This window comes from Pseudomonas sp. Z5-35 (genome assembly GCF_051131945.1).
Classification (GTDB): domain Bacteria; phylum Pseudomonadota; class Gammaproteobacteria; order Pseudomonadales; family Pseudomonadaceae; genus Aquipseudomonas; species Aquipseudomonas marvdashtae.
Genome location: NZ_CP071640.1, coordinates 485176 through 505849, shown reverse-complemented (window position 1 = coordinate 505849; position 20674 = coordinate 485176). Strand labels below are relative to the sequence as shown.

Annotated in this window: 21 protein-coding genes; 16 read left to right on the top strand and 5 right to left on the bottom strand. The window is 61.0% G+C overall.

Going from position 1 to position 20674, the window contains the following annotated elements; translation table 11 throughout:
• Positions 1-13 precede the first annotated feature (13 nt).
• Together J3P95_RS02445 and J3P95_RS02440 are read right to left on the bottom strand one after the other, a co-directional pair.
• Entirely contained in the window at positions 14-544 is a 531-nt protein-coding gene (locus J3P95_RS02445; protein ID WP_434578856.1) for a DUF5943 domain-containing protein, read from the bottom strand.
• Between the two features lie 79 nt (positions 545-623).
• The gene (locus J3P95_RS02440) at positions 624-1601 is read right to left on the bottom strand and encodes a dipeptidase (RefSeq protein WP_186634465.1); all 978 of its coding nucleotides are present in this window, start codon (positions 1599-1601) and stop codon (positions 624-626) included.
• Positions 1602-1834: 233 nt separating this feature from the next.
• Here J3P95_RS02440 and J3P95_RS02435 point away from each other — a divergent pair, with 233 nt between their 5' ends.
• The 5 genes from J3P95_RS02435 to J3P95_RS02415 all read left to right on the top strand — a co-directional run bounded on the left by J3P95_RS02435 (position 1835) and on the right by J3P95_RS02415 (position 4233).
• Positions 1835-2236 (top strand): lysozyme inhibitor LprI family protein, encoded by a 402-nt coding sequence (locus tag J3P95_RS02435; RefSeq protein WP_434563670.1) that lies wholly within the window; start codon positions 1835-1837, stop codon positions 2234-2236.
• 88 nt (positions 2237-2324) lie between these two features.
• A complete protein-coding gene (locus J3P95_RS02430) occupies positions 2325-2579 on the top strand; it encodes a type II toxin-antitoxin system RelE family toxin (protein WP_186634314.1) in 255 nt (84 codons plus the stop codon).
• The gene (locus J3P95_RS02425; protein WP_186634311.1) at positions 2563-2886 is read left to right on the top strand and encodes a helix-turn-helix domain-containing protein; all 324 of its coding nucleotides are present in this window, start codon (positions 2563-2565) and stop codon (positions 2884-2886) included. The genes J3P95_RS02430 and J3P95_RS02425 overlap by 17 nt, the downstream gene beginning before the upstream one ends.
• 104 nt (positions 2887-2990) lie before the next feature.
• Positions 2991-3767 carry a DUF4239 domain-containing protein gene (locus tag J3P95_RS02420; protein ID WP_434560436.1) on the top strand — a complete coding sequence of 259 codons (777 nt, stop codon included), beginning with the start codon at positions 2991-2993 and terminating at the stop codon, positions 3765-3767.
• Positions 3768-3816: 49 nt separating this feature from the next.
• Entirely contained in the window at positions 3817-4233 is a 417-nt protein-coding gene (locus J3P95_RS02415; protein WP_434560434.1) for a DUF3010 family protein, read from the top strand.
• Between the two features lie 298 nt (positions 4234-4531).
• Here the strand turns inward: J3P95_RS02415 and J3P95_RS02410 are convergent, their stop codons facing one another.
• Positions 4532-5491 carry a GlxA family transcriptional regulator gene (locus J3P95_RS02410; protein WP_434560432.1) on the bottom strand — a complete coding sequence of 320 codons (960 nt, stop codon included), beginning with the start codon at positions 5489-5491 and terminating at the stop codon, positions 4532-4534.
• 194 nt (positions 5492-5685) lie between these two features.
• Between J3P95_RS02410 and J3P95_RS02405 the strand changes: the two genes are divergently transcribed.
• From J3P95_RS02405 to J3P95_RS02385, 5 genes are all read left to right on the top strand, one after another.
• Positions 5686-6630 (top strand): choline ABC transporter substrate-binding protein, encoded by a 945-nt coding sequence (locus J3P95_RS02405; protein ID WP_434560430.1) that lies wholly within the window; start codon positions 5686-5688, stop codon positions 6628-6630.
• A 72-nt stretch (positions 6631-6702) separates the two neighbouring features.
• Complete coding sequence (locus tag J3P95_RS02400; RefSeq protein ID WP_434560428.1) at positions 6703-7590, top strand: 3-keto-5-aminohexanoate cleavage protein; 888 nt, start codon at positions 6703-6705, stop codon at positions 7588-7590.
• Positions 7591-7637: 47 nt separating this feature from the next.
• Entirely contained in the window at positions 7638-8603 is a 966-nt protein-coding gene (locus J3P95_RS02395) for an L-carnitine dehydrogenase (RefSeq protein ID WP_434560426.1), read from the top strand.
• Positions 8604-8625: 22 nt separating this feature from the next.
• Complete coding sequence (locus J3P95_RS02390; protein WP_434560424.1) at positions 8626-9102, top strand: thioesterase family protein; 477 nt, start codon at positions 8626-8628, stop codon at positions 9100-9102.
• Between the two features lie 328 nt (positions 9103-9430).
• Entirely contained in the window at positions 9431-9691 is a 261-nt protein-coding gene (locus J3P95_RS02385; protein WP_434560422.1) for a hypothetical protein, read from the top strand.
• 46 nt (positions 9692-9737) lie between these two features.
• Here J3P95_RS02385 and J3P95_RS02380 read toward each other — a convergent pair whose 3' ends face one another.
• Complete coding sequence (locus J3P95_RS02380) at positions 9738-10841, bottom strand: GlxA family transcriptional regulator (RefSeq protein ID WP_003177576.1); 1104 nt, start codon at positions 10839-10841, stop codon at positions 9738-9740.
• 568 nt (positions 10842-11409) lie between these two features.
• Positions 11410-12786, bottom strand: coding sequence for an L-serine ammonia-lyase (locus J3P95_RS02375; protein ID WP_434560418.1), 1377 nt, complete (start codon positions 12784-12786; stop codon positions 11410-11412).
• A gap of 433 nt (positions 12787-13219) precedes the next feature.
• Here J3P95_RS02375 and J3P95_RS02370 point away from each other — a divergent pair, with 433 nt between their 5' ends.
• The 6 genes from J3P95_RS02370 to betA all read left to right on the top strand — a co-directional run bounded on the left by J3P95_RS02370 (position 13220) and on the right by betA (position 20521).
• Positions 13220-14167: a choline ABC transporter substrate-binding protein gene (locus tag J3P95_RS02370; RefSeq protein WP_434578861.1), complete on the top strand. Its 948-nt coding sequence runs from the start codon at positions 13220-13222 to the stop codon at positions 14165-14167.
• Positions 14168-14233: 66 nt separating this feature from the next.
• The gene (gene choW / locus J3P95_RS02365) at positions 14234-15079 is read left to right on the top strand and encodes a choline ABC transporter permease subunit (protein ID WP_186634273.1); all 846 of its coding nucleotides are present in this window, start codon (positions 14234-14236) and stop codon (positions 15077-15079) included.
• Positions 15076-16254 carry a choline ABC transporter ATP-binding protein gene (gene choV, locus J3P95_RS02360; RefSeq protein ID WP_434578863.1) on the top strand — a complete coding sequence of 393 codons (1179 nt, stop codon included), beginning with the start codon at positions 15076-15078 and terminating at the stop codon, positions 16252-16254. The genes choW and choV overlap by 4 nt, the downstream gene beginning before the upstream one ends.
• A 261-nt stretch (positions 16255-16515) precedes the next feature.
• Positions 16516-17136, top strand: a complete 621-nt coding sequence (betI, locus tag J3P95_RS02355) for a transcriptional regulator BetI (protein ID WP_434578864.1) — start codon at positions 16516-16518, stop codon at positions 17134-17136.
• A gap of 80 nt (positions 17137-17216) precedes the next feature.
• On the top strand, positions 17217-18689 hold the full coding sequence (gene betB, locus J3P95_RS02350) for a betaine-aldehyde dehydrogenase (protein WP_434560410.1): 1473 nt from the start codon (positions 17217-17219) through the stop codon (positions 18687-18689).
• A gap of 128 nt (positions 18690-18817) precedes the next feature.
• Positions 18818-20521, top strand: a complete 1704-nt coding sequence (gene betA, locus J3P95_RS02345) for a choline dehydrogenase (RefSeq protein WP_434578866.1) — start codon at positions 18818-18820, stop codon at positions 20519-20521.
• Positions 20522-20674 lie beyond the last annotated feature (153 nt).

Genomic DNA, 20674 nt, shown 5'->3' with positions numbered 1-20674 from the left:
CGCAATCCTCGACTTACAACGGCTTGACGATGAACAGGCCGTCGTCGTGGCCTTCTTCCGAACCGCCATAGACCTGCTCGGCCACGGTGCGGATCTTGCTGCCGCGAGCGGCGAGGATCTGGTCCATCGCGCCGGCGAACCAGCCGGTGAACATGTAGTCGACCTTGCGCCCGACCTTGCCGTACACATAGACGAATGCCGAGTGTTCGAGCGTGACGCTGGCGGTGCCTTTGTCCAGGTCGATGTCCTGGATCTTGAACAGGCCCCAGCCACGCTGGGACAGGCGCTTCATGTAGTGCTCGAACACCGCGACGCCTTCCAGGCCGTGGCATTCAGCTTCTTTCTCGCACCAGTGCCAGGCGGATTTGTAGCCGGCCTTGTAGAGGATCTCGGCGTAGGCGTCGGCGCCCAGCACTTCCTCGATACCCATGTGGTTGTTAACGAAGAAGTGCCGCGGCACATACAGCATTGGCAAGGCGTCGGAGGTCCAGACACCGGTTTCGCTGTCGACTTCGATAGGCAGTTGCGGGGCGATCTTGGCCATGAAAATTTGACTCCGGATATTCGTGATGTGCCTGCGGCGCGAATGGCCGCAGGTAAAGGATTCAGTGATACAGCAGGGTTTATTCGCCCCAGACGTCTTTCAAAACGTTGACCCAGTTCTCGCCCATGATCTTGCGTACCACACGCTCAGGATGGCCGCGCTTGAGCAGCGTTTCGGTCAGGTTCGGGAACTCGCCCACGGTGCGGATGCCCAGGGGGTTGATGATCTTGCCGAAGCTGGTCAGGCGGCGGGCGTAGCCCTTGTCGTGGGTCAGCATTTCGAAGAAATCCTGGCCGTGACCCTGGGTGAAGTCGGTGCCGATGCCGATGGCGTCTTCGCCGACGATGTTCATGGTGTATTCGATGGCTTCGGCGTAGTCGTCGATGGTCGAATCGATGCCCTTGGCCAGGAACGGCGCGAACATGGTCACCCCGACGAAACCGCCATGGTCGGCGATGAACTTCAGTTCTTCATCGGATTTGTTGCGCGGGTGCTCCTTCAGGCCGGACGGCAGGCAGTGGGAGTAGCAGACCGGTTTCTTCGATTCAAGGATCACCTCTTCGGAGGTCTTGGAGCCAACGTGGGACAAATCGCACATGACGCCGACGCGATTCATCTCGGCAACGATTTCGCGACCGAAGCCCGACAGGCCGCCGTCGCGCTCGTAGCAGCCAGTGCCCACCAGGTTCTGGGTGTTGTAGCACATCTGCACCACGCCGACGCCGAGCTGCTTGAATATCTCGACGTAGCCGAGCTGGTCTTCAAAAGCGTGGGCGTTCTGGAAGCCGAAGATGATGCCGGTCTTGCCCTGCTCCTTCGCGCGACGGATGTCGGCGGTGGTCTTCACCGGGATCACCAGGTCGCTGTTCTCGCGGATCAGTTTCTGGCTGGCAACGATGTTATTGATGGTGGCCTGGAAACCTTCCCACACCGACACGGTGCAGTTGGCTGCGGTCAGGCCGCCCTTGCGCATGTCTTCGAACAGGTCGCGGTTCCACTTGGCAATGATCAGCCCGTCGATAACGATGCTGTCGGCGTGCAATTCGGCTGGGCTCATCAGGCAGTCCCCTTGTTAGCGATTCATGCGCCGAATCGTGTGCCGGCGCTTTGGGGCCAGCATATGCCTGAGGGCCGTCGCGACCGGGTGCAAAAACGACAGGGGAATTGCCGAAAGCGTCAATCCGCGACAATGGGCTGCGACAGGTCCACCCTGCCCGTCTGTTCTTTACCCGACGCTTGCGCCAGAATCCGCCGCATCACTGGTTTTTACTGGACTTGAGCGGCAACGCGATGAAATCAATCTTCCTGGCTTTGGCATTGATCAGCACCCTGGCACACGCAACCGAAGACACCGAGCCCAATCCCTGCGACGAAGTCGAAAACGACGTCCAGACCCTGGCATGCTCGGCCTACGGCAAAACCGCCGCCGAGCAATTGCTCAGCGAAAACCTGCAGAGTCTCCTTGAGCGCCTGCAAACCCGCTACGCCAGCGACAAGGCCCAGCTCAACGACATTACCGCCAAGGTCAAGGCCGCCCAACAACTGTGGCAAAAACAGCGCGACGCCGACTGCGCCATCGCCGCCTTCCCGGCCAAACCCGGCAGCGACGCCTACAAAATCGCCGAAAACGACTGCATGGCCCAGGTGAGCGATGACCGGTCGGAGTTTTTGGAGTCGATTGGGCAGGAGTGAGAGCAATATTCAGACATCTTTCACGCGTTGGCCCTGGACGGGATATAAGTCAGGATTCGCAAATCTTATAAAAGACTTATATCCTTCCATGAACACTATCCACTGGACCAGAAAAGCCGTTAAGCAGCTTTTGAAATTGCACTCCGTCCATCAGGTTCAGGTTCGGGACGCCGTTACGGCGCTCGCCCAGATGCCTGACGTGGTGAATGTCAAAGCACTTGTTGGCCATGGCTATGCGTACCGCCTGCGGGTAGGTAGCTATCGAGTCATGTTCGATTGGGACGGGGCGATCAAGGTCGTCAGCATTCAAGAGGTCAAGAAACGCGATGAACGAACCTACTGATATCCAGATCATCAACGACGCAGACGGGAACCCGGCATTCGTGGTCATTCCGTATGCAAAATACGTTGCGCAAAAACTAGAACCGGATCTGATTCCTCATGAGGTAGTCAGCCGTATCGTCGACGGTGCGACACCGATTCGCGCCTGGCGCGAACATCTGAGTTTGACCCAGGAGGAGGTTGCCCGTCGTCTGGGCATCTCCCAACCGGCGTTTGCCCAACAGGAATCAGTCGGCAAGCCGCGCAGGGCGACCCGCGAAAAAATTGCCGCTGCTTTTGGTATCCGTGCCGATCAGCTGGAACTGTAAAACCTCAAAAGCGACAAACCAGCAACGTCGTCTAAACTGGCTACATACCCGTCCGAGCCCGGCTGTACAGACGAGTCACACACGACGATCAAAAGGATTTTCGTATGCACTCTCTTACCGCCTTGCCCTTCTATGGGTTAGCCATCTTTATCGCCATCGTGCTCGGCATCGAAGTCGGTCGTCGGGTCGGCAACCGTCACTTGGCCCAGGACCCGGACGGCGCCCGCCAGGGCATCGGCGCCATTGAAGGCGCGGTGTTCGGCCTGCTGGCGCTGTTGATCGCCTTTACCTTCTCCGGCGCGGCCTCGCGCCTGGACCAGCGTCGCGCGCTGATCGTCGCCGAAACCAATGCCATGAGCACTGCCTGGCTGCGCCTGGCCCTCCTGCCCTCCAGTGAACAACCCAAGATCCGCCAGGCGTTCCGGGACTATGTTGATGCGCGTATCGAGTACTACCGCGACCTGCGCGAAGACGAAGTCGACGAGGCCGCTCATGACCGGGCCAATGGTTTGCAGCAGACCATCTGGGAACTCACCGTCGCCGCCCTGAAACAGATGCCCACCCCAACCCTGGGCACACCCGTGCTACAGGCGCAAAACGAAATGATCGACATCACCACCACTCGCGCCGTGGCCCACGAAACCCACCCGCCCCTGACCATTTACCTGATGCTGGTGACAATGACCCTAATCAGCGCCCTGCTGATCGGCTACGGCATGGCCGGTACAAAGCGGCGCAACTGGCTGCACAGCCTTGGATACGCGGCGGTGATGGTCTGCGTGCTGTATGTGATCCTGGATTTCGAGTACCCGCGCTTTGGCGTGATCCGTGTCGACTATTTCGACAAGATCATGCTGGACCTGCGCGCGAGCATGAATTGATCAAGGTGGATAGACTGAGGCTCCAGACATCCGGAATCCAAGGCCACTCATGATCATCTGCGGCATCGAAATCAAAGGCAGCGAAGCGATCATCGCCCTCGCCTCGCTGGATCAACAAGCGTTGAGCCACGTCCCATTGAGTATCAAGAAAATCGCCCTGGACGACGATGACGAAGCCGCCAACGTCAAGGCTTTCGCCGCCCAGGTGAGGGCATTCGTGGCGGACAACGGCATTGAACGCATCGCCATCAAGAAGCGCAGCAAGAAAGGCGAGTTCGCCGGTGGGCCGACCACGTTCAAGATCGAAGGGGTTTTCCAGTTGCTGGAAGGTTGTGAGGTAACGCTGCTGTCGCCGCAGACCATCAATGCACAGAGCAAGAAACATGACTTCGCCCTGCCGGCGACGCTGAACAAGTATCAGCACGAGGCCTATAAAGCAGCCTGCTCGGCGTTGATGAAGAAATAGATTCTCTACCAATGCCCAACCAGACACCGTGACTGTGGCGAGGGGATTTATCCCCGTTGGGCTGCGCAGCAGCCCCAACAGCAGCTATTAAATTTATCTGACACTCCCGAGTCGCCAGGTTTTGGGGCCGCTTCGCGCCCCAACGGGGATAAATCCCCTCGCCACAGGTTCTTTGCCCGAGGATTGGATGGTCTGGGTACCGGGTACGACTGCGCTTCCCATGTTCTTCAGCGCCTTGCCCACCGCCTCCAGCGTTGAATCGATGAAGGGTGCGAAAGGCTCGTTGTATAAAACCCTGTCAAACCACCTCTCGCTCATCCCCCTGCCGCCGCCGATCCTCCCGCGGACACCGCACAAATCTTGCCCGATAACTGCGGGTGAAATACGACGGCGACTCAAACCCGCAGGCGATGCTCACTTCCAACACACTCATGTCGGTCTGGCGCAGCAGTTGCCGGGCTTTTTCCAGGCGCAGGCGCAGGTAGAAGTTGCTCGGGGTGTCGTTCAGGTGCAGACGGAACAGGCGTTCGAGCTGGCGTCGGGTGACGCCGATGGATTCGGCCAAGGCCAAGGTGCTCAGCGGCGGTTCGCTGTGGGTTTCCATCTCGCCGATCACCTGCACCAGCTTCTTGTTGCGTATGCCATAGCGGCTGGCAACTTCCATGCGTTGGTGATCTTTGCGTGGACGAATCCGACCCAGCACGAATTGTTCGCTGACCTGGATCGCCAGTTCCGGGCCATGGGCCTGGCCGATCAGGTCGAGCATGAGGTCGATGGACGCGGTGCCGCCCGCGCAGGTGATGCGGCGGCGGTCGATTTCGAAGAGTTCCTGGGTCACGCTGAGCTGTGGATAGGACTCCTTGAACGCCTCGATCGCTTCCCAATGCAGCGTCACCCGATGCCCTTCCAGCAGTCCCGCCTCGGCCAGGACCACACTGCCGGTGTCGATGCCGCCCAGGATCACGCCTTCGCTGTCCAGCCGATGCAGCCAGCGCTCAAGCACCGGGCCGGCGTATTTCAACGGATCAAAACCCGCCACCACCCAGAGCGTCGCGCCTTTCTTCAGCGGCTCCAGCGCGGCATCCGCGTTGACCGACATGCCATTGCTCGCCAAAACCGCCCCACCATCGGCGCTCAACACGTGCCAGCGATACAGCTCGCCACGAAAACGGTTGGCGACCCGCAAGGGCTCGATGGCCGAGATGAAACCGATGGCCGAAAAACCCGGCATCAACAAGAAGTAGAAATCCTGGGACATGGCGCGCTCGGTGGTCGGGTAGCGTGCGGACCTTGATACGCCAGTTGCAACGCCCCTTCAAGAGGACAGGTCGCTGCAGTGCAAGAGCACGTCGCCGCTGTGCGCTTTGAGCAGGCCCTGGCTGCGTAACTTGGCATCACCGGCGCACAGACACCGGAACCCCCATAACAATAAAAACTGCCGAGGAACCCGACATGAAACGACTGATCAGCTCTTGCGTGCTTGCACTTAGCGGTACGACTCTCCTGAGCCCGTTCGCCATGGCAGCCGAGCCCGCCACATGCCAGAACGTGCGCCTGGGCGTGGTCAACTGGACCGACGTCATCGCCACCAGCGCCTTGACCCAGGTGATGCTCGACGGCCTCGGCTACAAGACCAAACAGACCAGCGCTTCCCAACAGATCATTTTCGCCGGGATCCGCGACCAGCGCCTCGACCTATTCCTGGGCTACTGGAACCCGCTGATGACCCAGACCATCACGCCGTTCGTCGAAGCCAAACAGGTCAAGGTGCTGGAGCAACCGAGCCTTAAGGACGCCCGCGCCACACTGGCCGTACCGACTTACCTGGCCGATAAGGGCCTGAAGACGTTTTCCGACATCGCCAAGTTCGAAAAAGAGTTGGGCGGCAAGATCTACGGCATCGAACCCGGCTCCGGCGCCAACACCCAGATCAAGGCGATGATCGCCAAGAACCAGTTCGGCCTGGGCAAGTTCCAGCTGGTGGAGTCCAGCGAAGCCGGCATGCTCGCCGCCGTGGACCGCGCCGTGCGGCGCAAGGAAGCCGTGGTGTTCTTCGGCTGGGCGCCGCACCCGATGAACGTCAACGTGCAAATGAGCTACCTCACCGGCAGCGAAGGCGCCCTCGGCCCGAACGAAGGCATGGCCACCGTCTGGACCGTCACCGCGCCGGACTATGCGCAGCGATGCCCGAACGTCAGCCAGCTGCTGAGCAACCTGACCTTCACCGCCGAAGATGAGAGCCGGATGATGCAACCCCTGCTCGATCACAAGGATCCGCTCGAATCGGCCCGGCAATGGCTCAAGGATCACCCGCAAGACAAACAGCGCTGGCTCGAAGGCGTCACGACGTTCGATGGCAAGCCGGCTGCCGACAACCTGAAACTCACCAGTAACTGACCAAACGTTAAACCCTCTGCGCAGCACTAAAGAGCTGCGCGGTGACTCATCACGCCTGAAGGAATCCGCACCATGAACCACGACGTCATCATCACCTGCGCACTCACCGGTGCTGGCGACACGACCGCCAAAAGCCCTCACGTGCCGGTCACCCCAAAACAGATCGCCGCGGCTGCCGTCGAGGCTGCCAAAGCCGGTGCGACCGTAGTGCACTGCCATGTTCGCGACCCACAGACCGGCAAGTTCAGCCGCGACGTCGCGCTGTACCGCGAAGTGATGGAGCGCATCCGTGAGGCGGACGTCGACATCATCGTCAACCTCACCGCCGGCATGGGTGGCGACTTGGAGATCGGTAGCGGCGAGAACCCGATGGAGTTCGGCCCCAACACGGACTTGGTAGGCCCGCTGACCCGTCTCGCCCATGTCGAGGCGCTGTTGCCGGAAATCTGCACCCTGGATTGCGGCACCCTGAACTTCGGCGACGGCGACACCATTTACGTCTCTACCCCAGCGCAACTGCGGGCCGGTGCCAAGCGCATCACCGAACTGGGGGTCAAGGCCGAGCTGGAGATCTTCGACACCGGTCACCTGTGGTTCGCCAAGCAACTGATCAAGGAAGGCTTGCTTGACAACCCGCTGTTCCAGCTCTGCCTGGGCATTCCGTGGGGCGCGCCGGCGGACACCACCACCATGAAAGCCATGGTCGACAACCTGCCAACCGACGCGGTGTGGGCCGGGTTTGGCATCGGTCGCATGCAAATGCCGATGGCCGCCCAAGCCGTGCTCCTGGGTGGCAACGTGCGGGTCGGGCTGGAAGACAACCTGTGGCTGGACAAAGGCGTGCTCGCCACCAACGGCCAACTGGTGGAACGCGCCGGCGAAATCCTCAGCCGCCTCGGTGCCCGGTTGCTGACCCCGGCAGAAGGCCGCAAGAAAATGGGCCTGGCCCAGCGCGGCTAACCAGATCAAACCTCGAATATGAATCATTGAACCCTCAGGAAATCACCATGCGTTTCATCACTGACATCAAAACCTTCGCCGCCTTGGGCAGCGGTGTGATCGGCAGCGGCTGGGTCAGCCGCGCCCTGGCCCATGGCCTGGACGTGGTCGCCTGGGACCCGGCGCCCGGTGCCGAGGCAGCCTTGCGCAAACGCGTCGCCAACGCCTGGGGCGCCCTTGAGAAACAAGGCTTGGCCGCCGGAGCCTCGCAGGACCGGTTGCGCTTCGTCGCGACCATCGAAGAATGCGTGCGCGATGCCGATTTCATCCAGGAAAGCGCCCCCGAGCGCCTGGACCTCAAACTCCAGCTGCACAGCCAGATCAGCGCCGCCGCCAAGCCCGACGCCCTGATCGGTTCAAGTACCTCGGGCCTGCTGCCAAGCGAGTTCTACGAGGGTTCAACCCATCCGGAACGTTGCGTAGTCGGGCATCCGTTCAACCCGGTCTATCTGCTGCCCCTGGTGGAAGTAGTGGGCGGGAAAAACACCGCGCCCGAAGCCGTGCAAGCAGCAATGAAAGTGTACGAATCCCTCGGCATGCGCCCATTGCATGTGCGCAAGGAAGTCCCCGGTTTCATCGCTGACCGTCTGCTCGAAGCGTTGTGGCGCGAGGCGTTGCACCTGGTCAACGACGGCGTAGCCACCACCGGGGAAATCGACGACGCGATTCGTTTTGGCGCCGGTCTGCGTTGGTCGTTCATGGGCACGTTCCTGACCTACACGCTGGCCGGCGGTGATGCCGGGATGCGCCATTTCATGGCCCAGTTCGGCCCGGCGTTGCAACTGCCTTGGACCTACCTGCCCGCGCCGGAACTGACCGAGAAACTGATCGATGATGTGGTGGACGGCACCAGCGAGCAACTCGGCCGCCACAGCATTTCGGCGCTGGAGCGCTATCGTGATGATTGCCTGCTGGCGGTGCTGGAGGCGGTGAAAGCCACCAAGGCCAAACATGGCATGGCCTTCAGCGAATAACTGATCACGCTCGGAGACAGCCATGCCCACCCTCACCACTTACCAAACCCGCATCCTCCCCGAATGGGTCGACTACAACGGCCATTTGCGCGATGCCTTCTACCTGCTGGTCTTCAGCTACGCCACCGACGCGCTGATGGACCAGCTCGGTCTCGACAGCCAGAGCCGCGAAGCCAGCGGCCACTCGCTGTTCACCCTCGAACTGCACCTGAACTACCTGCATGAAGTGAAGCTCGGCGCCGACGTCGAGGTGCACACGCAGATCATCGGCCACGACGCCAAGCGCTTGCATCTTTATCACAGCCTGCACCTGGCGGGTGGTGACAAGGAGCTGGCCGGCAATGAGCAGATGCTGTTGCACGTCGACCTGGCAGGCCCACGCTCCGCCCCCTTTACCGTACAGACCCTCGCCCGCCTCAAAGCCATGCTCGACAGCCAATCCGACCTGCCGTCCCCGGCGTACATCGGTCGGGTGATCGCCCTGCCACCGGCTCGTTGAGCTGCCTGGCGGGTGAATCAACCTTGCGCATCGACGGGATGGACCTGCGCCAACGAGGTCAATTTCTCCTGCAAGCAGGCAAAAAAATCCCCGATCAAGCCGTGACAGGATCGGGGCAGGAGCGTTACTGGAGGAGCTGTTGCGCGAGGGTGACCAAACCATCGTGATTCAGCTTGGGGTCAGTGTGCCCACTCCAGGGCCCGGCGAGTTAGCCGAAAACGACGCGCTCATAGTCATTCATGACACAACGACGATTTGCCCTTGCCGCCGCTTCGGACGGCTACCAGAATCCAGTCACGACCCCAATCCCTGAACAAGGAAAAGCGTCATGATGTACGCCGATTTGATCGACCAAGAAGACCTGTTGGGCCAGCTCAAGGCCTTGGGACTGCAGATACCCAGCGGCACCACCGCCGAGCAGGCCTGCGAGTGCGCGGTGCGCGGCCTGGACACGGCCCGGGCGAATGAGCTGCGCAAGATGGTCAAGGATATGTACACCAGCAGCGCGACCATCCTGCCGGCGGTGCGCCAGGCAATCGACAAGCAACTGTTACCGGCACTGGCGCAATACCAACAGAACCACAACTGACCCTGTGGCAAGGGAGCCTGCTCCCTCGCCCCAAAAGCCCTCTGTTTTAGAGTCTCACACTGGCAAACGTCGATTCGTTGCGCGCCTGGCTCAGGGCCGATAGCGGGCCGGACAGCGGCGACAGGACGAGGGCCTGCGGCAGCGGCATCATCGCCACCTGTTGCGTGGTGTTGGAGCCAACGCGCTCGTCGCGCGGTGGAATGCCGAAGTATTCGCGGTAGCACTTGGAGAAGTGCGGCGTGGAGACGAAGCCGCACACCGAAGCCACTTCGATGATCGACATCGGCGTCTGCTTGAGCAGCTGCCGCGCACGAATCAGCCGCAGCTTGAGGTAATAGCGCGACGGCGAGCAGTGCAGGTATTTCTGGAACAGGCGCTCGAGTTGACGCCGGGACACGGCGACGTACACCGCCAGTTCGTCCAGGTCGATCGGCTCCTCGAGGTTGGCCTCCATCAGCGCGACGATTTCCTGCAACTTCGGCTGGTTGGTGCCGAGCATGTGCTTGAGCGGCACGCGTTGGTGATCCTGCTCGTTGCGGATGCGCTCGTAGACGAACATTTCCGAGATCGCCGCCGACAGCTCACGGCCGTGATCGCGGCTGATCAAGTGCAGCATCATGTCCAGCGGCGCGGTGCCGCCGGAACTGGTGAAGCGGTTGCGGTCGAGGGTGAACAGGCGCGTGCTCATCGACACCCGCGGGAAGGCTTCCTGCATCGCCGCCAGGCATTCCCAGTGCACGCTGCAATCGAAACCGTCCAGCAGGCCGGCGCACGCCAGGGCCCAACTGCCGGTGCAGACCGCGCCGAGGCGACGGGACTGACGGGCCTGGCTTTGCAGCCATGAGACATGTTCGCGAGTGACGGTGCGCTGGATGCCGATGCCGCCGCACACAATGACAGTGTCCAAGGCCGGCGCTTTGTGCATGGAGGCATCCGGGGTGATCTGCAGACCGTCACTGGCCCAGACTTGCCCGCCGTCTACGGTAAGGGTGGTCCAGCGATACAACTCGCGACCGGAGAGCTGGTTGGCCATGCGTAGCGGTTCCACCGCGGACGCCAGGGAAATCAGCGTGAAATTGTCCAGCAGCAAAAAGCCGATGGATTGAGGCGCACGGTTCTGGGGTTGGGCCCCGGAGTTGGACGTCGTCATCGCGGTATCTCCTCACACAAAGCGGGTGATGGCCTCAGGCGGAGGCTCTTGTTATTGACCCATCAATCTCTTGCGCGAGACGGGGCTTTATCGGGATAGAGCAATTGCCATGCCTAAATTTGAATGCGTGTTCAATAAATCCTGAAAACGACATGGCGCCTGTCTATATAAGGCGCTCGTCGGGGCGAGGTTGAAGTGCCATCAATGGCGCCAGGCAAGCGCCACGGTGGGCTGTGAGCAGTTCGGTAGCACTTGTGGTTACTGGGCTGCGGGGTTTTCGCGGCGGTTGTCACCACCAGCGCGGGGACGGACGGTAGCGCGGCGGACAAAGGCGTGACCAATAAGTCACGCCTTATCTGTTTGCGACGCGCTAAAAGGTGGCGTGTTTTTATGCTGGTGTGCATTTTACGAGCGATTTTCTAGATACCCGTGGCGAGGGAGCTTGCTCCCGTTGGCTGCGAAGCAGCCCTGAGTCAGGCACCTTGATCGGGTCAGAAAAAAAGCAAAGGGGCGCTTCGCGCCCCAGCGGGAGCAAGCTCCCTCGCCACAGGATTTTGCGGCTCCTAAATCAGCACTCCACCGCACTCACCGCCAAGCCACCGCGCGATGTCTCTTTATATTTGTCATGCATGTCGGCACCGGTGTCGCGCATGGTGCGGATCACTCGGTCGAGGGAGATAAAATGCTGGCCGTCACCGCGCAGGGCCATTTGCGCGGCGTTGATGGCTTTCACTGCGGCAATCGCATTGCGCTCGATGCACGGCACCTGAACCAGGCCGCCGACCGGGTCGCAGGTCAGGCCAAGGTTATGCTCCAGGCCGATTTCCGCGGCGTTGCACAGCTGCTCCGGCGTCGCTCCGAGGATTTCCGCCAGCCCCGCCGCCGCCATGGCGCAGGCCGAGCCGACTTCGCCCTGGCAGCCGACTTCGGCGCCGGAGATCGAAGCGTTCTTCTTGCACAGGATCCCCACCGCCGCTGCCGCAAGGAAGTAATCCACGACGTTGGCATCGGTCACCACTTCACTGAATTTCATGAAGTAATGCAGCACGGCGGGAATGATCCCTGCCGCGCCATTGGTCGGTGCCGTGACCATTCGCCCACCGGCGGCGTTCTCTTCGTTTACGGCCAAGGCAAACAGGTTGACCCATTCCATGGCGCTCAAGGTCGAGCCGATCACGTTCGGTTTGTTCAGTTCCTGCAGGCTGCGGTGCAGCTTTGCCGCGCGCCGACGTACATTCAGACCGCCAGGCAGGATGCCTTCATGCTTGAGGCCTTGCTCGACGCAATCCTGCATGGCCCGCCAGAGTTTCATCAAGCCGCTGCGGATTTCTTCCTCGGAACGCCAGACTTTCTCATTCGCCATCATCAATTCGGCCACCCGCAGATTGTGCGTGCGACACAGGCCGAGCAGTTCTTCGGCACTGGAAAAATCGTAAGGCAACCGGGTGTCATCCAGATCCACCACGCCGCTGGACGCCTGGGCCTGGTCGACGACAAAACCGCCGCCCACGGAATAATAGGTGTCCCGATGCAGTTCGCCGCTTTCACCTTCGGCCACCAACGTCATCGCGTTGGGGTGGAACGGCAGGTTTTCATCGATCAGGCGCATGTCGCGGTCCCAGACGAAAGGCACCGGCAGGCGGCCGTCCAGCAAGAGGGTCTGGGTTTCGCGCAACAACTGGATGCGCGTGCCGATTTGCGACGGATCGATCGCGTCGGGCCATTCGCCCATCAGACCCATGATCACCGCGTTGTCGCTGCCGTGGCCGATGCCGGTGGCCGACAGGGAACCGAACAATTGCACCTCGACCCGGCGCACATCGTGCAGCAGCGCCTTGGCCCGAAGTGCTTCGACAAACAACGCTGCGGCGCGCATGGGCCCCACGGTGTGGGAACTGGACGGGCCGATACCAATCTTGAACAAGTCGAATACGCTGATGGCCATTGCCTTGGATCTCCAGAACGGGCACATCCGGGCGCGGGAGCGCCCGGTGGCGCAGCTGCTACGCTCAACGCCGGGATGGCCGCATCATCCGGCTTTTGAATCGGCTTTCGACGTCTGACACCGACGCAATCATGCCCACCAGCGCCGCGGCCCTTTTGCCCGGGTTAACGACGTTTTTTTGCGTGTCAGAAGCCAGCCGAGGGCAGAAAAAATCTGTAAACGACGTCACCAACACTGGATGCGACCCTCCCTGTACTGGATACGACGCACCCTGTAGGCGTCAGATTTGCACTGGTACATGATCGGTTACGGCTCGTTTGCAAGGCCGCGTGTCACCCAGAGTGCCCACGCGCCACCAACCGCAACTTAAAAAAAGCAAAAAAGCGCGGTTGTCCCGACCGGACACTGCCGATAAAACACCAGGAGTCCACCCATGAAAGGTTCCAAGCCGTTGTTGTTGGCCGCCATGCTGAGTCTTCCGATGCTGGCCAACGCTGCAGAACCCGCACAGTGCAGCACCGTCAACTTCTCCGATGTCGGCTGGACCGACATCACCGTCACCACCGCTACCACCAGCGTCGTCCTCGACGCCCTCGGCTACAAGACCAAGACCACGATGATTTCAGTGCCAGTGACTTACAAATCCCTGGCCGACGGCAAGAACATGGACGTCTTCCTCGGCAACTGGATGCCGACCATGGAAAACGACATCAAGGCCTACCGCGAAGCCGGCACCGTGGAAACCGTGCGCGCCAACCTGGAGAACGCCAAGTACACCCTGGCTGTTCCCGAAGAGCTTTTTAACAAGGGCCTGAAGGATTTCGCCGACATCGCCAAGTTCAAGAAGGAACTGGACGGCAAGATCTACGGCATCGAACCTGGCAACGACGGCAACCGCTTGATCCAGAGCATGATCGACAAGAACGCCTTCGGTCTCAAGGACGCTGGCTTCAAGGTCGTCGAATCCAGCGAAGCCGGCATGCTATCTCAGGTCGATCGCGCCCAGCGCCGTAACACCGCCGTGGTGTTCCTGGGCTGGGAACCGCACCCGATGAACACCCGCTTCAAGATGAAATACCTCACCGGTGGCGATGAATTCTTCGGTCCGAACTTCGGCCAGGCAACCATCTATACCAACACGCGCAAGGACTACGCCCAGGAGTGCGGCAACGTCGGTCAGTTGCTGAAAAACCTGGTCTTCACCCTCGACATGGAAAGCACGCTGATGGGCAACGTCCTGGACGACAAGATGAAGCCTGAAGCCGCCGCCAAGGCCTGGCTGAAGAAAAATCCACAGGTGCTCGACACCTGGCTCGCCGGCGTCACCACCATTGACGGCAAGCCTGGCCTGGAGGCCGTGAAAGCCAAGCTCGCGCAGTAACAAGCTTATGCCGGACGGGTTCGCCCGCCCGGGCTGTTTATTCCTTGCATGCGGAAGTTCACTACCATGCTTATTGATCAGAAAATACCCTTGGGCCAGTACATCGCGGGCTTTGTCGAATGGTTGACGCAAAACGGCGCCGACACTTTCGACGCCATCGCGATGTTTCTGGAAACGATGATTCACGGCGTGACGTTTGCGCTGACCTGGTTCAACCCCCTGGCCCTGATCGGCCTCATCGCCTTGCTGGCGCATTTCATCCAGCGCAAATGGGGCCTGACCGTTTTTGTCGTCGCCTCCTTCCTGCTGATCCTGAACCTGGGTTACTGGCAGGAGACCATGGAAACCCTCGCCCAGGTACTCTTCGCGACCCTGGTCTGCGTATTGATCGGCGTGCCGCTGGGCATTGTTGCCGCGCACAAGCCGATGTTCTACACCATGATGCGTCCGGTACTCGATCTGATGCAGACCGTGCCGACCTTCGTCTACCTCATTCCTACCCTGACCCTCTTCGGCCTGGGTGTGGTCCCCGGCCTGATCTCCACGGTGGTGTTCGCGATTGCCGCGCCCATCCGCCTGACCTACCTGGGCATCCGCGACGTTCCGGACGAACTGATGGACGCCGGCAAAGCCTTCGGCTGCTCCCGTCGCCAACTCCTCTCACGCATTGAATTGCCCCATGCCATGCCGAGCATTGCCGCCGGTATCACCCAGTGCATCATGCTGTCGCTGTCGATGGTGGTCATCGCGGCGCTGGTCGGTGCCGACGGCCTGGGCAAACCCGTGGTCAACGCACTGAACACCGCCGATATCGCCCTGGGCTTCGAAGCCGGCCTGGCGATCGTATTGCTGGCGATCATGCTCGACCGAATCTGCAAACAACCCGACGCCAAAGTAGGGGGTGACGCATGAGCATCATCCGCTTCGAAGAGGTCGACGTGATCTTCTCCAAAGATCCACGCGAAGCCCTCAAGCTGCTCGACAAGGGCATGACCCGCAACGAAATCCTGAAGCAGACCGGGCAGATCGTCGGCGTGGAAAAGGCCAGCCTGGATGTCGAAAAAGGTGAGATCTGCGTACTGATGGGGCTCTCCGGCTCCGGCAAGTCGAGCCTACTGCGCTGCATCAACGGCTTGAACACGGTGAGTCGCGGCAAGCTGTTCGTCGAACACGAAGGCCGGCAGATCGACATCGCCTCCTGCACCCCCGCAGAACTGAAGATGATGCGCACCAAACGCATCGCCATGGTGTTCCAGAAGTTCGCCCTGATGCCCTGGCTGACGGTGCGCGAGAACATCAGCTTCGGCTTGGAAATGCAGGGTCGACCGGAGAAGGAACGCAGGAAGCTGGTGGATGAAAAGCTTGAGTTGGTGGGTCTGACCCAATGGCGCAACAAGAAGCCCGACGAATTGTCCGGCGGCATGCAGCAACGGGTCGGCCTGGCCCGCGCCCTGGCGATGGACGCCGACATCCTGCTGATGGACGAACCGTTCTCGGCCCTCGACCCGCTGATTCGCCAAGGCCTGCAAGACGAACTGCTGGAACTGCAGCGCAAGCTGAGCAAGACCATCGTATTCGTCAGCCATGACCTGGACGAAGCCCTGAAACTGGGCAGCCGTATCGCGATCATGAAAGACGGCCGGATCATCCAGTACAGCAAGCCGGAACAGATCGTGCTGAACCCGGCGGACGACTATGTGCGTACGTTCGTCGCCCACACCAACCCGCTCAACGTCCTGTGCGGTCGCAGCCTGATGCGTACCCTGGACAACTGCAAGCGCATCAACGGTTCGGTGTGCCTGGACCCGGGCGGCGATTCCTGGCTCGACCTGGCCGAAGGCAACACCATCAAGGGCGCCCGGCAGAACGGCGTGGCCCTGGACCTGCAAAACTGGGCGCCGGGCCAAGCCGTCGAAGGACTCGACCGCCGCCCGACCCTGGTGGACTCCAACATCGGCATGCGCGACGCGTTGCAAATCCGCTACCAGACCGGCAACAAACTGGTGCTCCACGATAACCAGAAAGTCGTCGGAATCCTGGGCGACAGCGAGCTGTACCACGCGCTGCTCGGCAAAAACCTGGGCTAAGCAAGCCCACGCACACCAAAACGCCGCGAGATGATCGCGGCGTTTTTGTGTGTGCAAGACCAGCTACCAGGCGCATTCGGCCTACATGCCAACCAACGAGTGTTATAAAGACATCCCCAAAAGTCCTCGCCCCGGCAAATAGCGACGACATGTCATAGAACTTATTTTTTGTTGATTGAACGTTCAATCAAAACAAAATAGACTGGCCCTCACCATGGCGGACTGCACTCGTCTGTCTGTGGGCCTAAGGAGATGTGCTAGATGCCCAAGGTCGGTATGCAACCCATCCGCCGCCAGCAATTGATCGAAGCCACTTTGCAGGCTGTCGATCAGGTCGGAATGGGGGACGCCAGCATTGCGCTGATTGCCCGTTTGGCCGGTGTTTCCAACGGCATCATCAGTCACTACTTTCAGGACAAGAATGGCCTGATTGCAGCTACGGCCCAGTACCTGATGAGCGTCTTGAGCGAGAACGTCACCGCGCGGCGTCAAGCGCTGACGGACCCGAGCCCGCGATCTCACCTGAAGGTGATCATCGAAGGCAACTTCGACGCCAGCCAGGTCAACGGCCCGGCGATGAAAACCTGGCTGGCCTTCTGGGCCACCAGCATGCACCACCCGTCTTTGCACAGGTTGCAGCGGATCAACGATCACCGTCTGTATTCGAACCTGTGTTGCCAGTTCCGCCGCGTGTTGCCCGTTGACCAGGCACGCAGCGCGGCACGGGGCCTGGCCGCGCTGGTTGACGGTTTGTGGCTGCGCGGGGCGCTGTCGGGAGACGCGTTCGATACCGCCCAGGCACACCAGATCGCTTACGAATACATGGATTTCCAACTGGCCAAGGCAGGAGAACCAGAGCACGGAGAACCGCTCGACTCCTGAACCGCCACCGAACCGCGTAGTCAGCTATAAACGACACGCCCGGTGGCCAAGCCAACCACTTATGCACTTGCGAGGACTTTATGGCCCGTTTCGAACTGCAAAAACTCTACATCGATGGCGCGTACAGCGATGCCAGCGGCGACGCCACCTTCGAAGCCATCAACCCGGCCAACGGTGAAGTACTCGCCCTGGTGCAGCGCGCGACGAAAGAAGATGTCGAACGCGCCGTGGTCAGCGCCGAAAAGGGCCAGAAAATCTGGGCGGCGATGACCGCCATGCAGCGTTCGCGCATCCTGCGCCGCGCCGTGGACATCCTGCGCGAGCGCAACGATGAGCTGGCGGCCCTGGAAACCCTGGACACTGGCAAGTCCTTCTCCGAAACCAAATACGTCGACATCGTCACAGGCGCCGACGTGCTGGAATACTACGCTGGCCTGGTGCCTGCCATTGAAGGCGAGCAGGTTCCGCTGCGCACCACGTCGTTCGTCTACACCCGCCGCGAGCCCCTGGGCGTGGTGGCCGGCATCGGCGCGTGGAACTACCCGATCCAGATCGCCCTGTGGAAATCCGCACCGGCCCTGGCCGCTGGCAACGCAATGATTTTCAAGCCAAGCGAAGTCACCTCCCTGACCACCCTGAAACTGGCCGAGATCTACACCGAAGCCGGCGTCCCAGCAGGCGTGTTCAACGTACTCACCGGCAGCGGCCGCGAAGTCGGCACCTGGCTGACCGAGCACCCGCGCATCGAGAAAATCTCCTTCACCGGCGGCACCGACACCGGCAAGAAAGTCATGGCCAGCGCGTCGAGCTCATCGCTCAAGGACGTGACGATGGAGCTGGGCGGCAAGTCGCCGCTGATCATCTTCGACGACGCCGACCTGGATCGCGCCGCCGACACCGCGATGATGGCCAACTTCTACAGCTCCGGCCAGGTGTGCACCAACGGTACTCGCGTGTTCGTGCCGAGCCACCTGAAGGCTGCCTTCGAAGCCAAGATCACCGAACGCGTGGCGCGCATCCGCATCGGCAATCCGGAAGACGAAAACACCAATTTCGGCCCGCTGGTGAGCTTCGCCCACATGGAAAGCGTGCTGGGCTACATCGAGAAAGGCAAAGCCGAAGGCGCGCGCCTGCTGTGCGGCGGCGGTCGCTTGACCGATGGCGACCTGGCCAAGGGCGCATTCGTCGCGCCGACCGTATTCACCGATTGCACCGATGAGATGACCATCGTGCGCGAAGAAATCTTCGGCCCGGTGATGAGCATCCTCACCTATGACACCGAAGAAGAAGTGATCCGCCGCGCCAACGACACCGACTTCGGCCTGGCCGCCGGCGTCGTGACCCGCGACCTGAACCGCGCCCACCGGGTGATCCACCAGCTCGAAGCCGGCATCTGCTGGATCAACGCCTGGGGCGAATCGGCGGCGGAAATGCCGGTCGGTGGCTACAAGCAATCGGGCGTGGGCCGGGAGAACGGCATCAGCTCGCTGAACAACTTCACCCGCATCAAATCGGTACAGGTCGAAATGGGCGATTACGCCTCAGTGTTCTGAGGAGCTTCGAGCGGAAAGCTTCGAGCTGCGAGTAAAAGCAGTTCGGGTTTGCCGTTGCTCTCATATACACCGCTCGCTGCTTTTTCTTGCAGCTTGAAGCTTGGAGCTTGCAGCTCCCCGGAGAACCTATGACTACAGAATACGACTACATCATTGTGGGCGCCGGTTCAGCAGGCAACACATTAGCCACCCGCCTGACCGAAGACGAAGGCGTGAGCGTCCTGCTGCTCGAAGCCGGCGGCCCGGACTATCGCCTGGACTTTCGCACGCAAATGCCCGCCGCCCTGGCATTCCCGCTGCAAGGCCGCCGCTACAACTGGGCCTACGAGACCGATCCGGAGCCACACATGAACGGCCGCCGCATGGAATGCGGTCGCGGCAAGGGCCTGGGCGGTTCTTCGCTGATCAATGGCATGTGCTACATCCGCGGCAACGCCTTGGACTATGACAACTGGGCCAAGCTGCCGGGTCTGGAAGACTGGACCTACCTGGATTGCCTGCCATATTTCCGTAAAGCCGAAACCCGCGACATCGGCCCGAACGACTACCACGGCGGCGAAGGCCCGGTCAGCGTGACCACGCCAAAGCCTGGCAACAATCCGCTGTTCCACGCCATGGTCGAGGCCGGCGTGCAAGCCGGTTACCCGCGTACCGACGACCTCAACGGCTACCAGCAGGAAGGTTTCGGCCCGATGGACCGCACCGTGACGCCCAACGGCCGCCGCGCCAGCACCGCGCGCGGTTACCTGGACATCGCCAAGAAGCGCTCCACACTGACCATCGTCACCCACGCCCTGACCGACAAGATCCTGTTCGAAGGCAAGCGCGCGGTCGGCGTGCGTTACCTGGTGGGCGCCGCTGAGGAGCGCGTCGAAGCCCGGGCGCGCAAGGAAGTGCTGCTGTGCTCCGGCGCCATCGCCTCGCCGCAGATCCTGCAGCGCTCCGGCGTCGGTCCGGCAAAATTGCTCGAAAGCCTCGACATCCCGGTGGTCCACGACCTGCCGGGCGTCGGTGAAAACCTGCAGGATCACCTTGAGCTGTACCTTCAATACGCCTGCACCCAGCCGGTTTCGCTGTACCCGTCGCTGCTCTGGTACAACCAGCCGGCCATTGGTGCCGAATGGCTGTTCAACGGCACCGGGATCGGCGCCAGCAACCAGTTCGAGGCCGGCGGTTTCATCCGCTCCCGTCCTGATTTTGAATGGCCGAACATCCAGTACCATTTCCTACCGGTGGCGATTAACTACAACGGCAGCAACGGTGTGAAGGAACACGGTTTCCAGGCGCACATGGGCTCCATGCGCTCGCCGAGCCGAGGACGGATCCAGGCCAAGTCCAAAGACCCGCGCCAGCACCCGAGCATTCTCTTCAACTACATGGCCACCGAGCAGGACTGGCAGGAGTTTCGCGATGGCATCCGCCTGACCCGCGAGATCATGCAGCAACCGGCGCTCGACCCGTTCCGTGGTCGCGAGATCAGTCCGGGCATCGAAGTGCAGACGGACGAGCAACTGGACCATTTCATCCGCGAACACGCCGAAACCGCGTTCCATCCGTCCTGCTCGTGCAAGATGGGCACCGACGACATGGCAGTGGTGGATGGCGAAGGCCGTGTGCATGGCATGCAGGGATTGCGCGTAGTCGATGCTTCGATCATGCCGATCATCACCACCGGCAACCTGAACGCCCCGACGATCATGATCGCCGAGAAAATCGCCGACAAGATCCGTGGTCGCCAGCCCCTGCCGCGCAGTGCCGCACCTTATTACGTGGCGGGCGATGCGCCGGTGCGCGGCAAGCCATTGCGTGAAGTGGCGCCCGGCGCGCAGTAAGATGCTTGACCGCCATCGCGAGCCTGCTCGCGATGGCATCCAGGCTCCCCCGTCTTTGTTCCCTTCTGCCTTGATCCCTCCCAGCCCCAGGCCTACTCTAGAGCCGCCGCGTCAACGCGCCGCACCTCGCTGCACCGCCACTCCAGACAAGGA